This is a genomic window from Listeria ivanovii subsp. ivanovii, from assembly GCF_900187025.1.
Taxonomy (GTDB): Bacteria; Bacillota; Bacilli; order Lactobacillales; family Listeriaceae; genus Listeria; species Listeria ivanovii.
In genome coordinates this window covers 2,514,252-2,534,568 of sequence record NZ_LT906478.1, presented here as the reverse complement: position 1 = coordinate 2,534,568, position 20,317 = coordinate 2,514,252, and the positions used below count along the sequence as shown (strand labels likewise).

The window sequence follows — 20,317 nt, the reverse complement described above, 5'->3', positions numbered from 1 at the left end:
GCGAAATTGAATAAAGACAAAATAGTAATTCAGGGTGCAAGAGCCCATAATTTAAAAAACATCGATTTAGAAATTCCAAGAGATAAGTTAGTTGTTATGACTGGATTATCCGGATCAGGTAAATCTTCGCTAGCTTTTGATACCATTTATGCGGAGGGGCAAAGACGCTATGTAGAGTCGTTGTCTGCTTATGCACGCCAATTTTTAGGACAGATGGATAAACCAGATGTGGACTTAATTGAAGGCCTTAGTCCAGCTATTTCTATTGACCAAAAAACAACTAGTCGTAATCCGCGTTCTACAGTTGGAACAGTAACAGAAATCCATGATTACTTGCGACTGCTCTATGCTCGAGTTGGACATCCAGTTTGTCCTAACCACGGCATCGAAATTACTTCGCAAACCATTGAACAAATGGTGGATCGTGTACTGGAATATCCAGAAAAAACACGTATCCAAATTATGGCGCCCATCGTTTCTGGTAAAAAAGGCACACACAAAAAAACTATCGAAGAAATTAAAAAAGAAGGCTATGTAAGAATTCGTGTTGATGGAGAAATATATGACATCAATGACGAAATGGAAATCGAAAAAAACAAAAAGCATTCTATCGAAATAATCATCGACCGAATTGTCATTAAAGAAGGAATAAATACTCGTTTATATGATTCGATAGAGGCTGCTCTTCGCTTAGCAGATGGTTACGCAGTGGTGGATATCATGGGGGATAAGGAATTACTATTTAGTGAACATTATGCTTGTCCATACTGTGGTTTCTCAGTTGGAGAATTAGAACCAAGGATGTTCTCTTTTAATAGCCCGTTTGGTGCTTGCCCAACTTGTGATGGACTAGGAACCAAGCTAGAAGTTGATATAGATACTGTTATTCCAGATAGAAGCTTATCACTAAATGAAGGGGCAATTATCCCTTGGCGTCCAATCAGCTCTCAGTACTACCCACAAATGTTAGCTTCTGCTTGTAAAGAGTTTGGAATTGATATGGATAAGCCACTTGAAAAACTATCTAAAGAAGATTTAGATATTATTTTGAATGGCTCAAAAGAGAAAGAGTTTTATTTCGAATACAAAAATGATTTTGGTATGACGCGCGAAACCTGGATTCCGTTCGAAGGGATACTTCCTAATATCGAACGTCGCTACCGGGAAACAAATTCTGACTTCACGCGCGACCAAATGGCACAATACATGACAGATTTACCTTGCCCATCTTGTAAAGGCTATCGCTTAAAGGAAGAGACACTTTCAGTCAAAGTAAATGATCATCATATTGGGCAAATCAGTGAATTCTCGATTAACGAAGCGCTAGCATTTTTTGATGGCTTAGAGCTCTCTGAAAAAGAGACACAAATCGCTGCTCCAATTTTTAAAGAAGTTCGTGCTCGACTAGGGTTCTTAAAAAATGTTGGCTTAGATTACTTGACGATGAGTCGCGCTGCAGGAACTCTGTCAGGTGGAGAAGCACAGCGTATCAGACTAGCAACCCAAATTGGTTCGAGGTTAACGGGTGTCCTTTATATTCTTGATGAACCATCGATTGGACTTCATCAGCGTGATAATGACCGTTTAATTAGTACATTACAAAGCATGCGTGACATTGGCAATACACTTATTGTGGTCGAGCACGATGAAGATACCATGATGGCGGCTGACTATTTGATTGATATTGGACCTGGTGCGGGCGAACATGGCGGTCGGATTGTTGCTGCGGGAACTCCAGAAGAAGTGGCAAAAAATAAGAATTCCATTACTGGTGATTATTTATCCGGCAAAAAATTCATTCCAGTTCCAGCAACTCGTAGAAAAGGAAATGGTCTTGAATTAGAAATAATCGGTGCAAAAGCCAATAATTTAAAAAATGTTAATGCTAAAATCCCACTAGCAACATTCTCATGTGTCACAGGTGTTTCTGGTTCTGGCAAAAGCTCACTAGTAAATGAAGTACTTCGAAAAGCGCTAGCGAGAAAGCTAAATAGAAATCATGCTAAACCTGGAGAGCACAAAGAAATCAAAGGAATTGAAAACTTAGAAAAAATCATTAACATTGATCAATCTCCAATTGGCAGAACCCCACGCTCAAATCCGGCGACTTACACAGGCGCATTTGATGATATTCGTGATCTTTTTGCAAGCACCAATGAAGCGAAAGTTCGTGGCTATAAAAAAGGTCGTTTCAGCTTCAACGTAAAAGGCGGCCGCTGTGAAGCTTGTAAAGGTGACGGAATCATTAAAATTGAAATGCACTTTTTACCAGATGTATACGTACCTTGCGAAGTTTGTCATGGGAAACGATACAATGGTGAAACGTTAGATATCCGTTACAAGGGTAAAAATATTGCAGAAGTTTTAGAAATGACAGTAGAAGAAGGCTTGGAGTATTTTACAAACCAACCAAGAATTGCTCGAAAACTGCAAACAATTGTAGATGTGGGACTTGGATATATTCGCCTGGGTCAACCTGCAACCACACTATCGGGCGGTGAAGCACAGCGGGTGAAACTAGCTTCTGAACTTCATAAACGGAGTAACGGAAAATCATTCTATATTCTTGATGAACCAACGACAGGTCTGCATGCGGATGACATCGGACGGCTTCTAAAAGTGCTCCAAAGACTTGTAGAAGAAAATGGAGACACAGTCCTTGTAATTGAACATAATCTAGATGTTATCAAACAAGCTGATTATTTGATTGACTTAGGACCAGAAGGCGGCGATGGCGGTGGCCAAATTATTGCAACTGGAACTCCTGAAAAAATCGCTCGTTCCAAAAAATCATACACAGGTAAATACTTAAAACCCATTTTAGAACGTGATAAAGAAAGAACGGCAGCAAAAATTACTTCTGTTCAAGAAAAATAATAATTAAGTCTCGCTTATTAATAAATAAGCGGGATTTTTTAAATGTCTAACCACAATCCATTACACGTTTACTCACCAAACCACCCAAAGTCCAAACAAATAATCATCCTCTGGTTGTATGACAGAAATTATTTTTTCCTTCATAATAGAGTCATAGATAAAACAGATATGTCACTTGCAAATGAAGCAAGCCTAAAATAGTTTAGCCGAAAGTATAGGAGGAAATGAAAATGGAAAACGAACGCAAACGTATTCTAGAATTAGTCAAACAAGGTATTATTTCCACAGAAGAAGCACTTACATTACTTGAAAACATTTCTAAAAAAGAAGGTAAATCAGCTGCCAAAGAAAATATTCGTCGTTCTACAGCACCAACAGAAGAAGTAGAAGAAGCACCTGAAAAAGAGTCCACATACGATTATAGTAAAGGTTGGAATAATCAAGGCAATCCATACACAGCTCCAAAGAGACGCCAAAGACGCCCGGAACCACGTGTGGATAATGATGAAAGACAACAAGAAGAACGCCAAGAAAACACTTCAAAAGATCGTGACGAATCCATGCGTAATATGGTTAATGACCTATCCCAGGCTGGTGAAAAAATCGGTTCATTCTTAAATAGTGCATTCAAACAAGTGAAAGATATGCCATTCCCATTTTTAACGTCTACAAAAATCGAACGTGACTTTGTTTATCATGATACAACACTTTCAATTTTAGAATTTGAAATAGCGAATGGAAATGTAGAATTTAAGCCATCAGACTCGGATGATATCAAAGTTCATGCGATGATTAAGCTATTCAAAGAGTATCCAGAAGATGAAGCACTGAAAATCTTCTTTGATAAAACCACTTTACGCGTAGATGAGGAAACATTACGCTTTGAATCTACCTCTAAACAAATTGTTACAAATTTAACTGTGTACTTGCCTCGTCGGGAGTATGATTATGTCTCTGTTAAAATGCTTAATGGTAACTTCCACATGGATGAATTATCAGGTCGAGATTTATTTGTTAAAACAACAAATGGAAATATTAGTATTGGAACATTAAATGCTACACTTGCAGAAATCGAATCTATCAATGGGAATGTCCGTATCCAAAATGGTGAAATTCGTGATGTTGCACTTAAAACATTCAATGGTAATGTAGCAGCAAAAGGCAACTACTACTCCACTAATTTACAAACAAAGAATGGTAATGTGCATTATCAATTAACTGGTAATGAAGCAACTTTCTTAAAAGCGAAAACTGGCGCGGGGAATATTGAAGTTCTTGTACCTGCCACAATTGGTGTAGATGGTCGTTTCCATACAAACCTAGGTAAACTACTGTTAGATTTAAAAGACGCAGAAGTACTAGAATCTAAAACGGAATCTGTAAGCAAATCTATCGTATTCACTAAGTTACCAGATGCAGCTGATTCTTCTCTTAAAATCGAAGCAGAAGCAACAACTGGTTCCGTGAAAATCCGGGAAGCAAAATAATAATACGAAATCTAGCGCCAGAATAGCGCGCTAGATTTTACATAGAAATAAGAAAGGAAGAACTAGCATGGATAAAAAACTACGAAGATCAAGAGTAGACCGGAAAGTCGGTGGTGTATTTGGTGGATTGGCTGAATTTTTAGGTATCGATGCCACAATATTACGACTTATATATATCGTAATTACCGTTATTACGATGAAAACTGGTATTGCAATTATCGCTTATATCATTGCCTTGTTTGTGATTCCTTCCGCTGATACAAGTAACGAAGAAGTTATTGAAAGGCACCGTCGCCGTGTGGATGAAAAAAGAAGACGCCACACTGGACGTAATGAGGTTAAACAGGAAGTGCGAGAAGCAATGAGAGAAAGACATAATCACGCGAATAGAAATAAGAATAATCATCCTCATAACCATCCAAGAAGAAAAGAAGAACGACCACGTCCAGTAAGAGAATTTAATTTTGATAATGTGACTTTTCGTTCTTTCACAATCAGAGTAGCTACCGGGGATGTCATTATCCGTTCATGGGATAAAGATCAAATGAAAGTTCGTGCTGTATTAGCTGTACATGAAAAAGCGCGTTCTATCCGTCAATTAAGTGAAGAAAAACTATGGGATTATTTCTTTAGCCAAACAATGCTTGATATTTCCCCAGACAGCTTCACTTTTGAATCAAAAAATGAATTGCTAAAAACAGACTTAGTTGTTACAATTCCCAAACGTTTATATGAACAAGTAAAAATCCAATTGCTAAATGGTAACTTAAAATACGATGATACAGCGGCAGAAGATGCTATCATCAAAACACGGCACGGAGACATTCGTTCGTCAGGAGCTAGCGGTAAATTCCTTAGCACAGAATCTGCGGATGGAGAAATTTTCTTTAAACGCAGTACTGTTGAAAATGTTGATATGTCAACGGCTAAAGGAGACATAGCGCTTCAAGGTAATTTTCATACGACGATTGCTAAAGCAGCTCAAGGAGATGTCGAGTATATTTTAGAAAACGAAACTTCCTCAGCAGCAGACCTAGCAGCACCAAATGGAGACATTCGTATTCAAATACCACCAACTTGGAATGTCGATGGAACACTCGGAACAAAAAAAGAAAAAATTTATTTTGACTTAAAAAATGCAAAAATTTGGGATGATGCAGAAAGAACTTTTGTCTTCACTCAAAATGCAGAAGAAATAAGCATGGCAACACTCCAAGCTAAAGTTGGAAATGGGATAATCAAAGTTTCTGAACTCGAAAATAAAATTGTTTAATACAGCGAAAGGAAGGGAAAACAATGAAAAAGTTATATAAATCTTCTTCACAAAAAATGATTAGTGGTGTCTGTGGTGGACTTGCAGAGTATTTTGGTATTGAAGTGACGATTGTTAGATTAATCTGGGTAGGTCTATCATTAATCGCAGGCTCAGGTATTCTTCTTTACATTATCGCTGCAATCATAATTCCAAAACAAACCCCTGAATCTGAATGGGAGTGAACTAAAAAATGCGTTGGATTATTGGCGTAATCGTCAACTCGGTACTTTTTGTAGCATTATCAGGATTCTTTACAAGTTTTCACGTAGATGGATTCACAACAGCGCTATTAGCGAGTTTTATATTGGCAATTCTTAATATGCTAATTCGCCCTATCTTACTTCTTTTGACTTTACCGATTAACATTTTTACACTGGGGCTCTTTACCTTTGTTATTAATGCGCTTATGCTTGAACTGACAACTTTCTTTATGGGAGATTCATTCCAATTCGATAGTTTTGGTACTGCACTTATTATCGCTGCGATTATGGCATTTGCGAATATGATTATCAATTCCGTTTTATGGAGTAAAAATGAACATTAAACATTCCAGCTACATTTCGAGGTCAAACCGACTTGGAAGTTGTAGCTGGTTTCGCTATGTAGAGCCATTTGGAAAGAAAGAACTAGCTTGATTCTCTCGAAAGTGCTAAAATGAAAAGGAGCTTTGTAAATATTATTTTGTGGTAAACAGTGACGGACTTTTATAATTCATTTGGAGGTACTTGCATGACAAAATCGGTTACAGTAAAGGATTTAGTAGAACGACTTAATTTAGAGTTAATTTGTTCAGAAAAGGGACTTGAACGGCCAATTTTAACAAGTGATTTATCTAGGCCAGGTCTGGAACTTACAGGCTTTTTCTCTTATTACCCGGAAGATCGAGTACAACTTTTTGGGATGACGGAAATTTCTTTTTCAGAAGGTATGGAGCCAGAAGAACGGCTTAAAAGATATCGACAAATGTGTACAAAGCGAACTCCGGCTTTTGTGATTTCAAGAAATTTAGAAGTACCAAAAGAATTAGTGGAAGCAGCAAAAGAAGCGAGTATTCCTGTGCTTCGTTCAAGGCTTAAGACTACACGTTTATCCGTTTATATTACGAATTACTTAGAAAGTAGACTAGCACCGGTAATTTCTATGCATGGTGTATTAGTGGATATATATGGCCTTGGGGTTTTAATTACAGGAAGCAGTGGCGTCGGTAAGAGTGAGACGGCATTAGAACTTGTAAAACGAGGACATAGACTGGTAGCGGATGATAATGTTGAAATCCGTCAAGAAGATGAAATGACGTTAATTGGATCTTCACCAGCGATTATTGAACATTTGTTAGAGATTCGAGGCCTTGGAATTATTAATGTGATGACGTTATTTGGAGCAGGAGCTGTTCGTTCAAGTAAAAAAATAACGATTGTTGTGCACCTTGAAAACTGGGACCCAGATAAGCATTATGATCGTGTTGGGTTAGATCAAGAAAAAACAAAAATTTTTGACATGGATATTCCAAAAATTACTGTTCCAGTTCGTCCTGGGCGAAATTTATCTGTTATCATTGAAGTAGCGGCGATGAATTTCCGATTGAAGAATATGGGATATAATGCCGCGGAACAATTTACACAAGACCTTAATAATTTAATAGGTCATAATAGTAGTATGAATGATTAAATAAATATAGAGAATATCTCCGCAGCCTAACAGACATTTAAATAGATTTGTTTGGTTGCGGAGTTGTCTTTTGAAAGTAGGGGAATTATGGATAATGGTGTACAGCCACTTGATCCAGTGGCGATTCAACTTGGGAATATTTCTGTAAAATGGTATGGAGTAATTATTGCTTCAGCCGTTGTGATTGCGTTACTTCTGGCGCTTAGTGAAGCAAATAAACGTAAAATGGATAAAGAAATCATTGTCGATTTACTTATATGGGCGATTCCAATTTCGATTATTAGTGCTAGAATTTACTATGTTATTTTTGAATGGGACTTTTATAAGAATAACTTAGGTGAAATTGTGAAGATTTGGCACGGAGGTATTGCCATATATGGAGCTTTAATTGGTGCAGTACTGACAGCAGTTATTTTTTCACGTATTAAGAAAATTTCGTTTTGGCAGTTAGCAGATGTGATTGCCCCAAGTTTAATTATTGCACAAGCGATTGGGCGTTGGGGAAACTTCATGAACCAAGAAGCTCATGGTGCAGAAACAACTAGGACTTTTCTGGAGAATTTACATTTACCAGAATTTATTATCAACCAGATGTACATAGATGGAGCTTATTACCAACCAACGTTTTTATATGAAAGTTTATGGAACGTAATTGGGTTTATTATATTGCTAGTGATTCGCCGTACGAAAATACGTCGTGGGGAGCTTTTCCTTAGTTATGTGATTTGGTATTCGTTTGGAAGATTCTTTATTGAAGGAATGAGGACGGATAGCTTGATGTGGGGAGATTTCCGCGTTTCGCAAGTCTTGTCTGTGTTGTTGATTATTCTATCGATTGGAATAATTGTATACCGCCGACTAAAAATGAATCCACCTTATTATATGGAAGATAAGTACGGAAAAGTAGCAAAGGAAATTAAAAGTTAAGTTTGTTCTAGAAAGGAAGAAATTATGACTGGGAAAATTACTACATTGTTGTTTGACTTAGATGGCACACTGATAAATACAAACGAATTGATTATTAAAACTTTTCAAGCGACATTTCAAGAATTCTTACCTGACCGTGTTTTTACAAGAGAGGATATTTTGCCATTTATTGGTCCCTCCCTTATGGAAACTTTTCGTGAAATTAACCCGGCACATGCAGAAGAAATGCGCGTTTTTTATCGGGAGTATAATTTAAAACATCATGATGATTTAATCTTAGAATATGACGGGGTTTATGAAGCGATTCGAGCTTTGTATGAAGAAGATTATAAACTAGGTATTGTTTCCACAAAAATGTACGATACAATTATGCGTGGCCTAAAAGTGACGGGTCTAGACAAGTTTTTCCAAGTGGTGATTGGATTAGATCAAGTATCGAATGCGAAACCTGATCCTGAGGGGATTGAGATGGCTCTTTCTTTACTAAACGCATCCAAAGAAGAAGCGATTATGATTGGTGATAACTACCATGATATCGAAGCTGGCAAAAATGCAGAAACATTAACTGCTGGTGTAGCTTGGGCAATCAAAGGACCAGAGCACTTAGCACAGTTTCAACCAGATTTCATGCTAACAAAAATGAGCGACTTACTTGCGATTGTTAGGGACGAGGAATAAATTTTGAGACGGCTAGAGAAGCTAAAAGCCCCCGACGAAAAAGTCAACACGCTGTTTCAAGTATATAAAACGATTTCCTTTTGGCGAGCAGTAAAAAATACAATAGTGATTGAATTTGGGCGTTTCTTTCCATGGATGGGCGGAAAACGACAAATTTACCGAGCTTGCTTAGGAATGAAAATTGGCGAGAAAACAGCAATTGCTTATAAAGTAATGCCGGACTTATTTTTCCCTGAGAAGATTACGATTGGCGCCAATTCGATTATTGGTTATCAAACGACTATTTTAACGCATGAATATTTAATTGCCGAATATTGTATCGGTGAAGTGGTGATTGGAAACAATGTCATGGTTGGTGCAAATGTGACTATTCTTCCCGGTGTAACAATTGGGGATGGCGCTACTATCGCTGCGGGAGCTATAGTTTCAAAAGATGTACCGCCTGAAAGTTTTGCTTATGGTAATCCTTTAATAATTAAAGAAAAAGTTATTTTGAAGTAAAATCTTTGTGTTGTAATAGGATTCAATATATTTTAATATTTCTAATTAAGCTTATCCATGATGTGAATTTTTATATTGTGGCTAAGTTTTTTATTTTGCAGGTAGATTATCATGGAGATATTGGTTCTTCGTGGCTATAGATAAAGATAATTTTTACTTAATAATATTAATAGAACAAAATATTACATTAAAAAAACGAATATTCCGAACAAGAGTAAAGGAGGCTTTACTTTGGTTTTTCTTTGTTTTATAATAAAGTAAAGATATCTTTACTAGATGATGGTATAATAGTGGTCGTTATAAACAAAGTTATAAACTTAAGAGGGAAAAGGCATTACTCAAAATGATTTAGCTAAAGTTCTAGAAGTTTTTCGCCAAACCATACATGCTGTTGAAAAAGATAAATACAATCCCAGCATGGAACTTAGTTTGAAAATGGCTAGGTATTTCAATTTAACCATAGAAGAAATTTTTAGTTTGGAGGGAGAAAAAATATGAGAAAATATTCTATTAAAAATTTTTTCATTGTATTTGTTTCAATGATATCTGCAATTTTATTATTTTCTATTATAAGTGATAGAAAACCTTTTGAAGGAAGTGGTTTAACATTAATTACTGGTGTATTAGTAGCTATGCTAGCGTATCTAATTACCGCGCTTCTAACACCTAAAGAAAAACTTGAAAAAGAGGTTAATGAGGAAAAAAGAAGAAATGATGAAAGATATTTACTCAATAAATGGAAAATTTCTTATTTCTTCACGGCAATTCTAGCCATTTTGATACCTTTTACACTGGCTTTTTTGAACTATAATAATATATCAGTTATTTCTATAAAATCTTTAGCTATAATATTTGTAATTGTTTTTTTACTATATATTATTATATTGCAATTCTATAAAAAAAATAAGTGTTTCATCTTGTTTAAATTGCTAAAAATGCTACATTGTAAATAGAATTTGCAACAGCTAAGCTAACAGTTTGTTGTGTAACAAACATGTCCCGTCTGTTTGATTAGAAAACACCATCAGTGGTTCTTGTGATTCAAATCCTTGCGTTACTATTGACTGGTTAATTCCATTGAATACTTCGTTAGTTTTTGAAAAACTATTCTTAGTTAAATTCTCTTCTTGTATACTTTTTTTGTTTTCCTCAGCATTTGCTGATATTGTAGCTGTTAGTGGTGTTAGAAAAACGACTAAATCCACAAAAAATATGGCTACCTTGAATATTACTTCTTTTTTTAATTTCATGTTGTCATCTCCTTTTGTGAGTATAATAACAATTTTAATTTTAAGTCAATTGAGACTTGTATTTCTAAATAATAAATTCATATCAAAAAGTAATCTATTTTTTGAGGTAGCTACTTAATCCGAGTAGCTTTTTTGTCGCCAAATGTCATAAATTGTATGTTATACTCATTAGGATAAGGATATTGTTGGAGGTGGAAAAATGGACAAAAACAAAAAAATACCAGCAAAAATCTATCCATTTTATCCGAATGGACAATTTTATTTTGAACGGGGTGTGGAAGCTTTTCGTGATCAACGAATTAAAGAAGCGATTCGATATTTGGCACGTGCTTCAGAACTGGAGCCAGGAGAGTCAGTAATTCTTTGCCAACTCGCGATTTGTTACACGGAAATAGGGCAATTCCATAAATCTAATCAATTACTTAGGGACATCTTGGAAAAACGGGATGGAAATATGGATTACTGCTATTATTTTATTGCTAATAACTTTGCTTATATGAAAGACTATCGACGCGCACTCCAATATGCGAATCGTTACTTAGAAATGGAGACAGACGGGGATTATGCAGAAGAAGCTCGTGATTTAATTGAAGTTTTACTAGAAGAAACTCCTTTTGGTGAGACGTTAGAAAATGGCTTCTCTAATTTGGAACAAGAATTTTATGCTTATAAAAAAGAGATTAATCGCTATTTGGCAGAAGAAGACAGTGCCTCAGCTTGTGATATTTTAAGAAAAGTTATTGATGAAAAACCAAACTTTTGGCCAGCTTATAATCAGCTTGCTTCTCTTTATTTTGAGCAATTGAAAGAAGCAGAAGGAGTAAAAGTTTTAAGTGATTTACTCCAAAGAAATCCAGGGAATCTGTTAGGATTGTGCGATTTCTTCGTGTATCATTTTTATAAGGGAAATAGGGAAATGGCTGATTCGCTATATGTGGAATTGCGAGATGTGTTGCCAGTTCTTTCACACCATAAAGAAAAACTTGGATTGATTCACGCGATGATGGGGGCTTATGACGCGGCAGACGATTTGCTTGAACAAGTAGCTGATTTGGAAGTTACTGAGCGTAGTAAATATTATTATTACCGTGCCAAAGCGGCATATTATATAGGAGACGTGGAAGGTGCAAAAATGTTCTGGCATTCATTCTTAGAGTGCGATTTATATGAGGATGTTAGATTTCCATGGGAGCGAGAAATAGATTTAACGAATGACACGCGTCTTATCCTAGAAATGCTTCAAGCGGAAGATGATTTGACGCATTTGTTAGGTGTTTATGCACTCACTGTTTCAAGTAATCGACCGGAAATGATGCTGTTTCATCCGTTGCTTGATATGAGTAAGTGGTCTTATATGGAGCATTTGATATTCACGGATTTTGATTATTTCCCAGATGGCAATGTGGAGCAAAACGGTTTTTTAATTACAAAAGCAATGAATATACTTCGAGAAAATGGTGTTTTATTTAATGAGGAAAATGCATCTTTATATGAGACGGTATTTTCACTTGTTTTGAATAATAATCGAAAAGAATTAATTCTTGGACGCTACACGATAGAAATCGTCGCTACAGCTATTGCAAAAATATTTTTACCAGACTTAGAGCTTGTTTTAGCGGATGAGGCGGATTTCCATAAGTGTGCAGGCGAGATACAGCAAGTTCTGAGCAGATAAATAGACCTTTTTGCTATTCCGTATTAGGATTAATTTAGGCTAACTATTGTGAGAACATAAATGAGGAGGGCAAAATGATGGCTAGTGAAGAAAAAATTTATGATGTGATTATTATTGGGGCGGGACCAGCTGGAATGACAGCGGCTCTTTATACTTCCCGTGCAGATTTAGATACATTAATGATTGAACGTGGTGTACCAGGCGGACAAATGGTAAATACAGCTGAGGTAGAAAACTATCCTGGATTTGACAGTATATTAGGACCAGATTTGTCTGATAAAATGCTTAGTGGCGCAAAACAATTTGGTGCTGAGTATGCATATGGTGATATTAAAGAAGTAATTGATGGTAAAGAATTTAAAACGGTAACGGCCGGTTCGAAAACATACAAAGCTCGGGCGATTATTATTGCTACTGGAGCAGAACATCGTAAACTTGGCGCAGACGGTGAGGATGAGCTTAGTGGACGCGGTGTATCTTACTGTGCAGTTTGTGATGGGGCATTTTTTAAAGGACGTGAGTTGGTTGTTGTTGGTGGTGGTGACTCTGCTGTTGAAGAAGGAACTTACTTGACTCGCTATGCTGATAAAGTAACTATTATTCACCGTCGTGATAAATTACGCGCGCAACAAATTTTACAAGATCGCGCATTTAAAGATGAAAAAGTGGATTTCATATGGAATAGTACAGTAGAAGAAATTATTGGTGATGGCAAAAAAGTAACTGGAGCCAAACTAGTTTCTACAGTAGATGGTTCCGAATCAATCATGCCGATCGATGGTGTCTTCATCTATGTTGGACTTGTACCACTTACGAAAGCGTTCTTGAATTTAGGTATTACGGATGATGAGGGCTATATCGTAACGGATGAAGAAATGCGTACAAACCGTCCTGGTATTTTTGCAGCAGGGGATGTCCGTGCTAAAAGTTTACGCCAAATTGTTACTGCTACAGGTGACGGGGGACTTGCTGGACAAAATGCACAAAAATATGTAGAAGAATTAAAAGAAGAACTAGAAAAAGAAGCAGCAAAATAAAGGATAGTTGTAAAATGGACCTAAGCCAAGTCAGCTTAGGTCCATTTTTGCGTGACTACATAGACTAGAGTAGTGTAAAATAGAATAAAAAGAGTCAGGTTAGGAGAGATTAATCAAATGAGTATTGTTGTTCTTGGAGGAGCCGGATATATTGGCTCCCATGCAGTAGATAAACTAATTGATCAAGGATATGAAGTGGCAGTTGTCGATAATTTAAGGACTGGACACAAAGAATCCGTTCATACAAAAGCACGTTTTTATGAGGGAGATATCCGGGATAAAGAATTTTTGAATTCCGTTTTTGATCGTGAGGAAGTGGAAGGAGTTATCCATTTTGCTGCTAGTTCACTTGTTGGTGAATCAATGGAAGAGCCACTTTCCTATTTAAATAATAATGTTTATGGTACACAAATTTTGCTAGAAGTAATGGAAGCGTTTAATGTGAAGTACATTGTTTTTTCTTCCAGTGCGGCAACTTACGGGGAACCTGAGCAAGTGCCGATTACAGAGGATATGCCAACAAATCCACAAAGTACCTATGGCGAAACTAAACTAATGATGGAAAAAATGATGAAGTGGTGCGATAAAGCGTATGGAATGAGATATGTGGCCTTACGTTATTTCAATGTTGCAGGTGCAAAATCAGATGGTTCTATTGGCGAAGACCATCAACCGGAATCGCATCTCGTACCAATAATTTTGCAAGTAGCGCTAGGTCAAAGAGAAAAATTAGCTATTTATGGAGATGACTATCATACCCCAGATGGTACATGTATCCGTGATTATGTCCATGTAGAAGATTTGATTGATGCACATATTCGAGCACTGGAATATTTGAAAAATGGTGGGGAAAGTAATATTTTTAACTTAGGTAGCAGTAATGGCTTCTCAGTGAAAGAAATGCTCGAAGCTGCTCGAAATGTGACTGGAAAAGAGATTCCTGCTGAAGTAGTTCCAAGACGAGCAGGAGATCCAGGAACCTTAATTGCTTCAAGTGCTAAGGCTAGAAATATGCTTGGTTGGACACCTGTTTATACGGATGTGGAAGATATTATCGCAACGGCTTGGAAGTGGCATGTGTCGCACCCAAATGGTTATTAATAGAACTCAAGAAGGAATGTGATTTTCATCGAAGTACAAAAACAATATTTTGGCGAGTTAAAAGGCGAGACTGTTTGGCAGTGGACGTTAATAAATGACCAAGGAATGAAAATGAGCGTTTTAAATTATGGAGCAATAGTTACTTCAATTGAAACTGCTGATAAATTAGGTGAGTTTGCAAATGTTAGTCTGGGCTTTTCGAATTTGGATGATTATTTAGCTTATTCACCTTATTTTGGCGCCGTGGTTGGTCCTGTTGCTGGACGAATTACAAAAGGTCAATTTCATTTGGATGGTGAAGAGTTTCAGTTGTCACAAAATAATGGCAATAATTCGCTTCATGGTGGGAAAACAAATTTTAGTAAAAGAATATGGGATGTAGGTGTAGAGGAAGAACCAAATCAAGTTGTCATGACATTTCGGTATCAGTGGCCAGACGGAGAGAATGGCTATCCTGGAAAAATAGATACAAAAATGAGTTACACGCTAAACAACAAAAACGAATGGCTAATTGATTATGAGGCAGAGACTGAAAAGCCAACTATTTATAACCCAAGCCATCATATTTACTTTAACCTTACTGGAGAAAATGGCTCCACAGTTTTAGAACATCAACTTAAGGTTAACAGTGAGCAATTTTTACCTGTAGATGCTGAAACGCTCCCAATTGGGGGAATTTGGTCAGTGAAAGATTCTGTTTTCAATCTACAGACGGGAAATGAAATTGCTGAAATTACTAGTAGTGCTGACGAGCAAATAAAAATAGTAGGAACAGGGCTTGATCATGCTTTTATTTTAAAACATGAAAATAAAAAGCCTGATGTGGTTTTATTTGATCCTAAATCAGGTAGATGTGTAGAAATGGAGACAACCTCGGATGCGGTTGTAGTCTATACTGCAAATAGTTTGGCAAGTAAATTTGAGATTGATGGAATGCCCGTGCCAAAATATGCTGGAATAACGATGGAAACACAAGGCTTAGTGGATGCGATTAATCAACAGGGATTTGGTGATATTGTTCTAAGGCCAGGAGAGAGGTTCAAGTCTAGAACTACTTTCCGTTTTACAGTGGATAGACGAAATATATAGAACCTGTTAAAATCAAAGCAAGAAGTATTTAGAGGAGTGTGACTAATGAACTGGCAAAAGGAATATCAAAAATGGACTGCAAATGAAACGTTAGATGCGTCTTTAAAGGCTCAATTAGCTGAAATAGTTTCCGACGAGAAAGCATTAGAAGATAGTTTTTACCGGAATATGGAATTTGGTACAGCTGGAATGCGCGGGGTACTTGGTGCGGGAACGAATCGCATGAATATTTATACTATCCGGAAAGCGTCTTTCGGATTAGCTCAATTTGTAGTTGAAAATGGAGAAGAAGCGAAGAAACGAGGTATTGTCATTGCTTATGATCCACGTCATATGTCACGCGAATTTGCATTTGAATCGGCAGCTGTTTTAGGGGAACATGGTGTTAAAAGTTATGTTTTCGAGGCACTTCGCCCAACTCCAGAACTTTCATTCGCTGTTCGTTATTTAAATGCTTTCGGAGGTATTGTTATTACAGCTAGTCATAATCCACCAGAATACAATGGCTATAAGATATACGGAGAAGATGGTGGACAAATGCCTCCAAATGGTGCAAGTGCAGTTACAGAATACATAGAGGCTGTAGAAGACATTTTTTCTGTCAAAGTAGCAGACCAAGAAGAATTACTTAATGATGGTTTACTAGAGGTGATTAGTGAAAAAGTCGATCGTCCTTATTTGGAACGATTAAAAGAAGTTATTGTGAATAAGGAGCTAGTTCACGAAGTTGGAAAAGATTTAAAAATTGTTTTTACACCACTTCACGGTACTGGCGGGATTTTGGGAGTTCCTGCGCTTGAAAGTGTTGGATTTACAAATATTATTAAAGTAGATGAACAATTTGTAAATGATCCGGATTTTGGTACAGTGAAATCACCAAATCCTGAAAATCGCGAGGCCTTCTTACTTGCGATTGAATACGGCAAAAAGTATGGTGGGGATATTTTAGTTGGGACAGACCCTGATGCTGACCGTCTAGGCGTAGCTGTGCGTAATCAAGCAGGAGACTACGAAATTCTTTCTGGGAATCAAATTGGCGCGATTATTTTACATTATTTATTGAAACAAAAGAAGACTCAAAATGAACTACCGGAAAATGCTGCGGTGTTAAAATCCATTGTAACGAGTAATCTTGGGACTGAAATCGCCAAACACTTTGGTGTCCAAATGATTGAAGTTTTAACTGGATTTAAATTTATTGCAGAACAAATCAAACAATTTGAAGAAACTGGCAAACATACTTTTGAGTTTGGTTATGAAGAAAGTAATGGCTACATGGTGAAATCGTTCACTCGAGACAAAGATGCTATCCAAGCCGTGTTGGCAATTTCAGAGGTAGCGCTTGTATGTAAAACAGAGGGACGGACTTTACTCGATGAGTTAGAGCAAATTTATTCCGAATTTGGCTACTACGAAGAAGATCTTGTATCCTTAACTTTAAGTGGGAAAGATGGTTCCGAGCGTATTAAAGACATTACAAGTGGTTTTAGAGAACAATTTCCAACAAGTATGGGAGGATTCAAGATCGAGCGGGTGGAAGATTATTTGAGAAGTGAGACAACTTGGATTGCTTCCGGTGAAATAGAAGTAATTAAGTTACCAACTGCCGATGTGGTTAAATGCTATTTTGAAGATGGTTCATGGTTCTGTTTACGTCCATCTGGCACAGAGCCGAAAATCAAATTTTACTTTAGTATTCGCGGTGCAAACAAAGAAGAAAGTACAAACAAATTAGAAAAAATAAAAACTGATTTACTTGCCTATATTGAGGCTTAAAAAAGAAAAATCCCGGAAACGCTCTTTGGAGACTTTTCCGGGATTTTCTGCTAAGAAGTATGCTAAAATGGAAGATAGATATAATTTGTACGAAAGGATGAGGCATATATGGCTTCTAATCAATTAAAATTAGTGATTATTACTGGGATGTCTGGTGCTGGTAAAACAGTTGCAATGCAGTCGTTAGAAGATCTCGGTTATTTTTGTGTAGATAATTTGCCACCAAGTTTACTCCCGAAATTCTGGGAGCTAATGAAAGAAACCGATAAAATGGATAAAATCGCGCTAGTAATGGATCTTCGTGGACGAGAATTCTTTGATTCGATTGAACCAGCGCTTGATGAATTAGATAATACCAACTTTATTACTACCAAAATTCTCTTTTTAGAGGCAGATGATAAAGTACTTGTTTCACGTTATAAAGAAACGCGTCGTCATCATCCACTTGAGCCAAATGGTTCGGTGCTTGACGGTATTAGTGCTGAGCGTGAACTGCTTAGTGATTTAAAAGGACGTTCTCAGTTAGTGATTAATACGTCCAATATGGCGCCTCGTGAGTTGCGTGAACGAATTAATAATGAATTCCAAACAGAAGATAAAGACGTTTTCAATGTACAACTGATGTCTTTCGGTTTTAAATATGGTATCCCAATTGATGCAGATTTAGTGTTTGATGTTCGGTTCTTACCAAACCCACACTACATTGACAAAATGCGTCCACTCACCGGATTAGATGAAGATGTTTATGAATATGTAATGAAATGGCCAGAAACGCAGACCTTTTTAGACAAACTAATAGATTTACTAATGTTTACACTCCCCTTTTATAAACGGGAAGGAAAAACACAGCTTGTTATCGCAATCGGATGTACAGGGGGGCAGCATCGTTCGGTTGCTTTAACTGAGTTCGTCGGAAAAGCCATTCAGCCAAAATATGAAACAACGATCTCACATCGAGACATGAAACGTAGAAAGGGTCATTAATATGAGAAGCGAAATGAAACCAAAAGTAGTCGTAATAGGCGGCGGAACAGGTCTTCCCGTAGTTTTAAAAGGATTGAAGCAAAAAGATATTCATCTGACCGCAATTGTAACGGTCGCTGATGATGGTGGCAGTTCAGGTAAAATCCGCGAACAAATGGATGTGCTTCCACCTGGGGATATCCGTAATGTTATGCTTGCTTTATCTAATGTTGATCCGCGTGTGGTAGATTTGTTTCAGTATCGTTTTGCGGTAGACGGGGATTTGTCAGGGCATGTTATTGGAAATCTGATTTTAACTGCTTTATCACAATTGAATGATAGCTATGTGGATGCGATAAATGTCCTTGCTACGGTTCTTAAAATTCGTGGCAAAGTTATTCCGGCGACAGATCAGCCGTTAATTTTGAGTGCAGAAATGGAAGATGGCTCGATTGTTCATGGAGAATCACTTATTCCTTTACAAGGAAAGCATATTAATCGTGTATTTATTGAACCGGAAAATGTGAAACCCTATCCAACAGCTGTAGCGGCAGTTAAAGAAGCTGATTTGATTGTTATTGGCCCAGGGAGCTTATATACTAGTATCTTACCCAATTTATTGCTGGCGGATTTAACGGATGAAATTATTGCAAGTAACGCGCCAAAAGTATACATCACGAATATTTTAACGCAAATTGGAGAAACCGACTTTTTTTCAGATGCAGACCATATTAAAGTGATTCATGAACACGTTGGTAAATCCTTTATTGATAAAACATTAATTAACACAACTACTGTACCAAAAGAATTGTTGTTCCCGGAAGACGTTGCTCAAGTGGAACACAACGCAAAAGAAATGGAAAAGCTTGGAGTAGAAGCAATTTATCAAGATTTTCTTTCTACAGAAGATGGACTTGTGCGCCATGCTGCTGATAAGGTAGCAGATGCGCTTTTAGCAATGTTGCCAGATAAAAAATTAGAAAAGGAGTGAGTCAGCCATGTCATTTGCATCGGAAACAAAGAAAGAATTGACTCATATGAACGTAAGTGATAGCGATGCAAAAGTGGAACTCGCAGCTTTTATTCGAATGAATGGCGCAATCTCGTTTTCAAATCAATTAGTGATAATGGATGTCCAAACCGAAAATGCAGCTATTGCAAGGCGGATGTATCAATTACTGAAAGATTTATATGAAGTGCCAATTGAACTTCTTGTTCGTCGCAAAATGAAACTCAAAAAAAATAATGTCTATATTGTGCGCTTAAAGTCTGGAACACGAGGGATTTTGGAAGATTTACGGATTCTTGAACCACCGATGACGTTTACAAAGTCGATTGATAGGGGATTTGTTAAGAAAAGGAGTGCCAAACGAGCTTACTTGCGTGGTGCCTTTTTAGCGAGTGGGTCGGTTAATAATCCAGAAACATCTTCCTATCATTTAGAAATTTTCTCTGTATATGAGGAACACAATGAAGCGATATGTGCTTTAATGAATCAATTCGACCTTAATGCCCGAACGCTTGAACGGAAAAATGGTTTTATTACTTATTTGAAAGAAGCAGAAAAAATTACCGAATTTTTAAGTATTATTGGAGCAACGAGTGCACTACTCCATTTTGAAGATGTTCGGATTATGCGAGATATGCGTAACTCGGTGAATCGACTAGTGAACTGTGAAACAGCTAATTTGAATAAAACGATTAATGCCGCTGTACGTCAAATTGATAATATTAAATATATTCAAGCGACAGTTGGTTTAGAAGCATTGCCCGAACGATTACGTGAAATTGCGGCACTGCGAATTGCAAATGAAGATGTAACATTAAAAGAATTAGGTGAAATGCTAACAACTGGACAAGTGAGTAAATCAGGCATTAACCATCGCCTCCGAAAGCTTGATCAAATTGCCGAACGACTTAGAAGTGGAGAATCTCCTTCGCAAGTTGGTCTAAAAGTTAGTAATAGCTAAATA

The 20,317-nt window shown here is 37.0% G+C and carries 20 protein-coding genes; 19 read left to right on the top strand and 1 reads right to left on the bottom strand.

The window, feature by feature from the left end:
• Window positions 1–6: 6 nt before the first annotated feature.
• The 11 genes from uvrA to CKV67_RS12495 all read left to right on the top strand — a co-directional run bounded on the left by uvrA (window position 7) and on the right by CKV67_RS12495 (window position 10,406).
• A complete protein-coding gene (gene uvrA / locus CKV67_RS12545; protein ID WP_014093702.1) occupies window positions 7–2,877 on the top strand; it encodes an excinuclease ABC subunit UvrA in 2,871 nt (956 codons plus the stop codon).
• Between the two features lie 230 nt (window positions 2,878–3,107).
• Window positions 3,108–4,364, top strand: a complete 1,257-nt coding sequence (locus CKV67_RS12540) for a DUF4097 family beta strand repeat-containing protein (RefSeq protein ID WP_014093701.1) — start codon at window positions 3,108–3,110, stop codon at window positions 4,362–4,364.
• Window positions 4,365–4,431: 67 nt separating this feature from the next.
• Window positions 4,432–5,637, top strand: a complete 1,206-nt coding sequence (locus tag CKV67_RS12535) for a DUF4097 family beta strand repeat-containing protein (RefSeq protein ID WP_014093700.1) — start codon at window positions 4,432–4,434, stop codon at window positions 5,635–5,637.
• Window positions 5,638–5,660: 23 nt separating this feature from the next.
• Window positions 5,661–5,861 (top strand): PspC domain-containing protein, encoded by a 201-nt coding sequence (locus tag CKV67_RS12530; protein WP_014093699.1) that lies wholly within the window; start codon window positions 5,661–5,663, stop codon window positions 5,859–5,861.
• 8 nt (window positions 5,862–5,869) lie between these two features.
• Window positions 5,870–6,223, top strand: a complete 354-nt coding sequence (locus tag CKV67_RS12525; RefSeq protein WP_014093698.1) for a phage holin family protein — start codon at window positions 5,870–5,872, stop codon at window positions 6,221–6,223.
• Window positions 6,224–6,408: 185 nt separating this feature from the next.
• On the top strand, window positions 6,409–7,347 hold the full coding sequence (hprK, locus tag CKV67_RS12520; RefSeq protein ID WP_003749480.1) for an HPr(Ser) kinase/phosphatase: 939 nt from the start codon (window positions 6,409–6,411) through the stop codon (window positions 7,345–7,347).
• Window positions 7,348–7,434: 87 nt separating this feature from the next.
• Window positions 7,435–8,274 (top strand): prolipoprotein diacylglyceryl transferase, encoded by an 840-nt coding sequence (gene lgt, locus CKV67_RS12515; protein WP_014093697.1) that lies wholly within the window; start codon window positions 7,435–7,437, stop codon window positions 8,272–8,274.
• A gap of 24 nt (window positions 8,275–8,298) precedes the next feature.
• Entirely contained in the window at window positions 8,299–8,952 is a 654-nt protein-coding gene (gene ppaX / locus CKV67_RS12510) for a pyrophosphatase PpaX (RefSeq protein WP_014093696.1), read from the top strand.
• Between the two features lie 3 nt (window positions 8,953–8,955).
• Window positions 8,956–9,453 (top strand): acyltransferase, encoded by a 498-nt coding sequence (locus CKV67_RS12505; protein ID WP_014093695.1) that lies wholly within the window; start codon window positions 8,956–8,958, stop codon window positions 9,451–9,453.
• Window positions 9,454–9,786: 333 nt separating this feature from the next.
• Window positions 9,787–9,951 (top strand): helix-turn-helix transcriptional regulator, encoded by a 165-nt coding sequence (locus CKV67_RS12500; protein ID WP_095075146.1) that lies wholly within the window; start codon window positions 9,787–9,789, stop codon window positions 9,949–9,951.
• Window positions 9,948–10,406 (top strand): hypothetical protein, encoded by a 459-nt coding sequence (locus CKV67_RS12495; protein WP_014093694.1) that lies wholly within the window; start codon window positions 9,948–9,950, stop codon window positions 10,404–10,406. The genes CKV67_RS12500 and CKV67_RS12495 overlap by 4 nt, the downstream gene beginning before the upstream one ends.
• A 12-nt stretch (window positions 10,407–10,418) precedes the next feature.
• Here the strand turns inward: CKV67_RS12495 and CKV67_RS12490 are convergent, their stop codons facing one another.
• Window positions 10,419–10,703: a hypothetical protein gene (locus tag CKV67_RS12490; RefSeq protein WP_025280088.1), complete on the bottom strand. Its 285-nt coding sequence runs from the start codon at window positions 10,701–10,703 to the stop codon at window positions 10,419–10,421.
• Between the two features lie 199 nt (window positions 10,704–10,902).
• Between CKV67_RS12490 and CKV67_RS12485 the strand changes: the two genes are divergently transcribed.
• From CKV67_RS12485 to whiA, 8 genes are all read left to right on the top strand, one after another.
• The gene (locus CKV67_RS12485) at window positions 10,903–12,378 is read left to right on the top strand and encodes a tetratricopeptide repeat protein (RefSeq protein ID WP_014093693.1); all 1,476 of its coding nucleotides are present in this window, start codon (window positions 10,903–10,905) and stop codon (window positions 12,376–12,378) included.
• Between the two features lie 77 nt (window positions 12,379–12,455).
• Window positions 12,456–13,415, top strand: coding sequence for a thioredoxin-disulfide reductase (gene trxB, locus CKV67_RS12480; protein ID WP_014093692.1), 960 nt, complete (start codon window positions 12,456–12,458; stop codon window positions 13,413–13,415).
• 117 nt (window positions 13,416–13,532) lie between these two features.
• Window positions 13,533–14,516 carry a UDP-glucose 4-epimerase GalE gene (gene galE, locus CKV67_RS12475; RefSeq protein ID WP_014093691.1) on the top strand — a complete coding sequence of 328 codons (984 nt, stop codon included), beginning with the start codon at window positions 13,533–13,535 and terminating at the stop codon, window positions 14,514–14,516.
• 18 nt (window positions 14,517–14,534) lie between these two features.
• The gene (locus CKV67_RS12470; protein ID WP_014093690.1) at window positions 14,535–15,605 is read left to right on the top strand and encodes an aldose epimerase family protein; all 1,071 of its coding nucleotides are present in this window, start codon (window positions 14,535–14,537) and stop codon (window positions 15,603–15,605) included.
• 45 nt (window positions 15,606–15,650) lie between these two features.
• A complete protein-coding gene (locus CKV67_RS12465) occupies window positions 15,651–17,381 on the top strand; it encodes a phospho-sugar mutase (RefSeq protein ID WP_014093689.1) in 1,731 nt (576 codons plus the stop codon).
• Between the two features lie 108 nt (window positions 17,382–17,489).
• The gene (rapZ, locus tag CKV67_RS12460; RefSeq protein WP_014093688.1) at window positions 17,490–18,365 is read left to right on the top strand and encodes an RNase adapter RapZ; all 876 of its coding nucleotides are present in this window, start codon (window positions 17,490–17,492) and stop codon (window positions 18,363–18,365) included.
• Between the two features lies 1 nt (window position 18,366).
• Window positions 18,367–19,335, top strand: coding sequence for a YvcK family protein (locus CKV67_RS12455; RefSeq protein WP_014093687.1), 969 nt, complete (start codon window positions 18,367–18,369; stop codon window positions 19,333–19,335).
• 7 nt (window positions 19,336–19,342) lie between these two features.
• Window positions 19,343–20,314 (top strand): DNA-binding protein WhiA, encoded by a 972-nt coding sequence (gene whiA, locus CKV67_RS12450; protein ID WP_025280087.1) that lies wholly within the window; start codon window positions 19,343–19,345, stop codon window positions 20,312–20,314.
• Window positions 20,315–20,317: the final 3 nt, after the last annotated feature.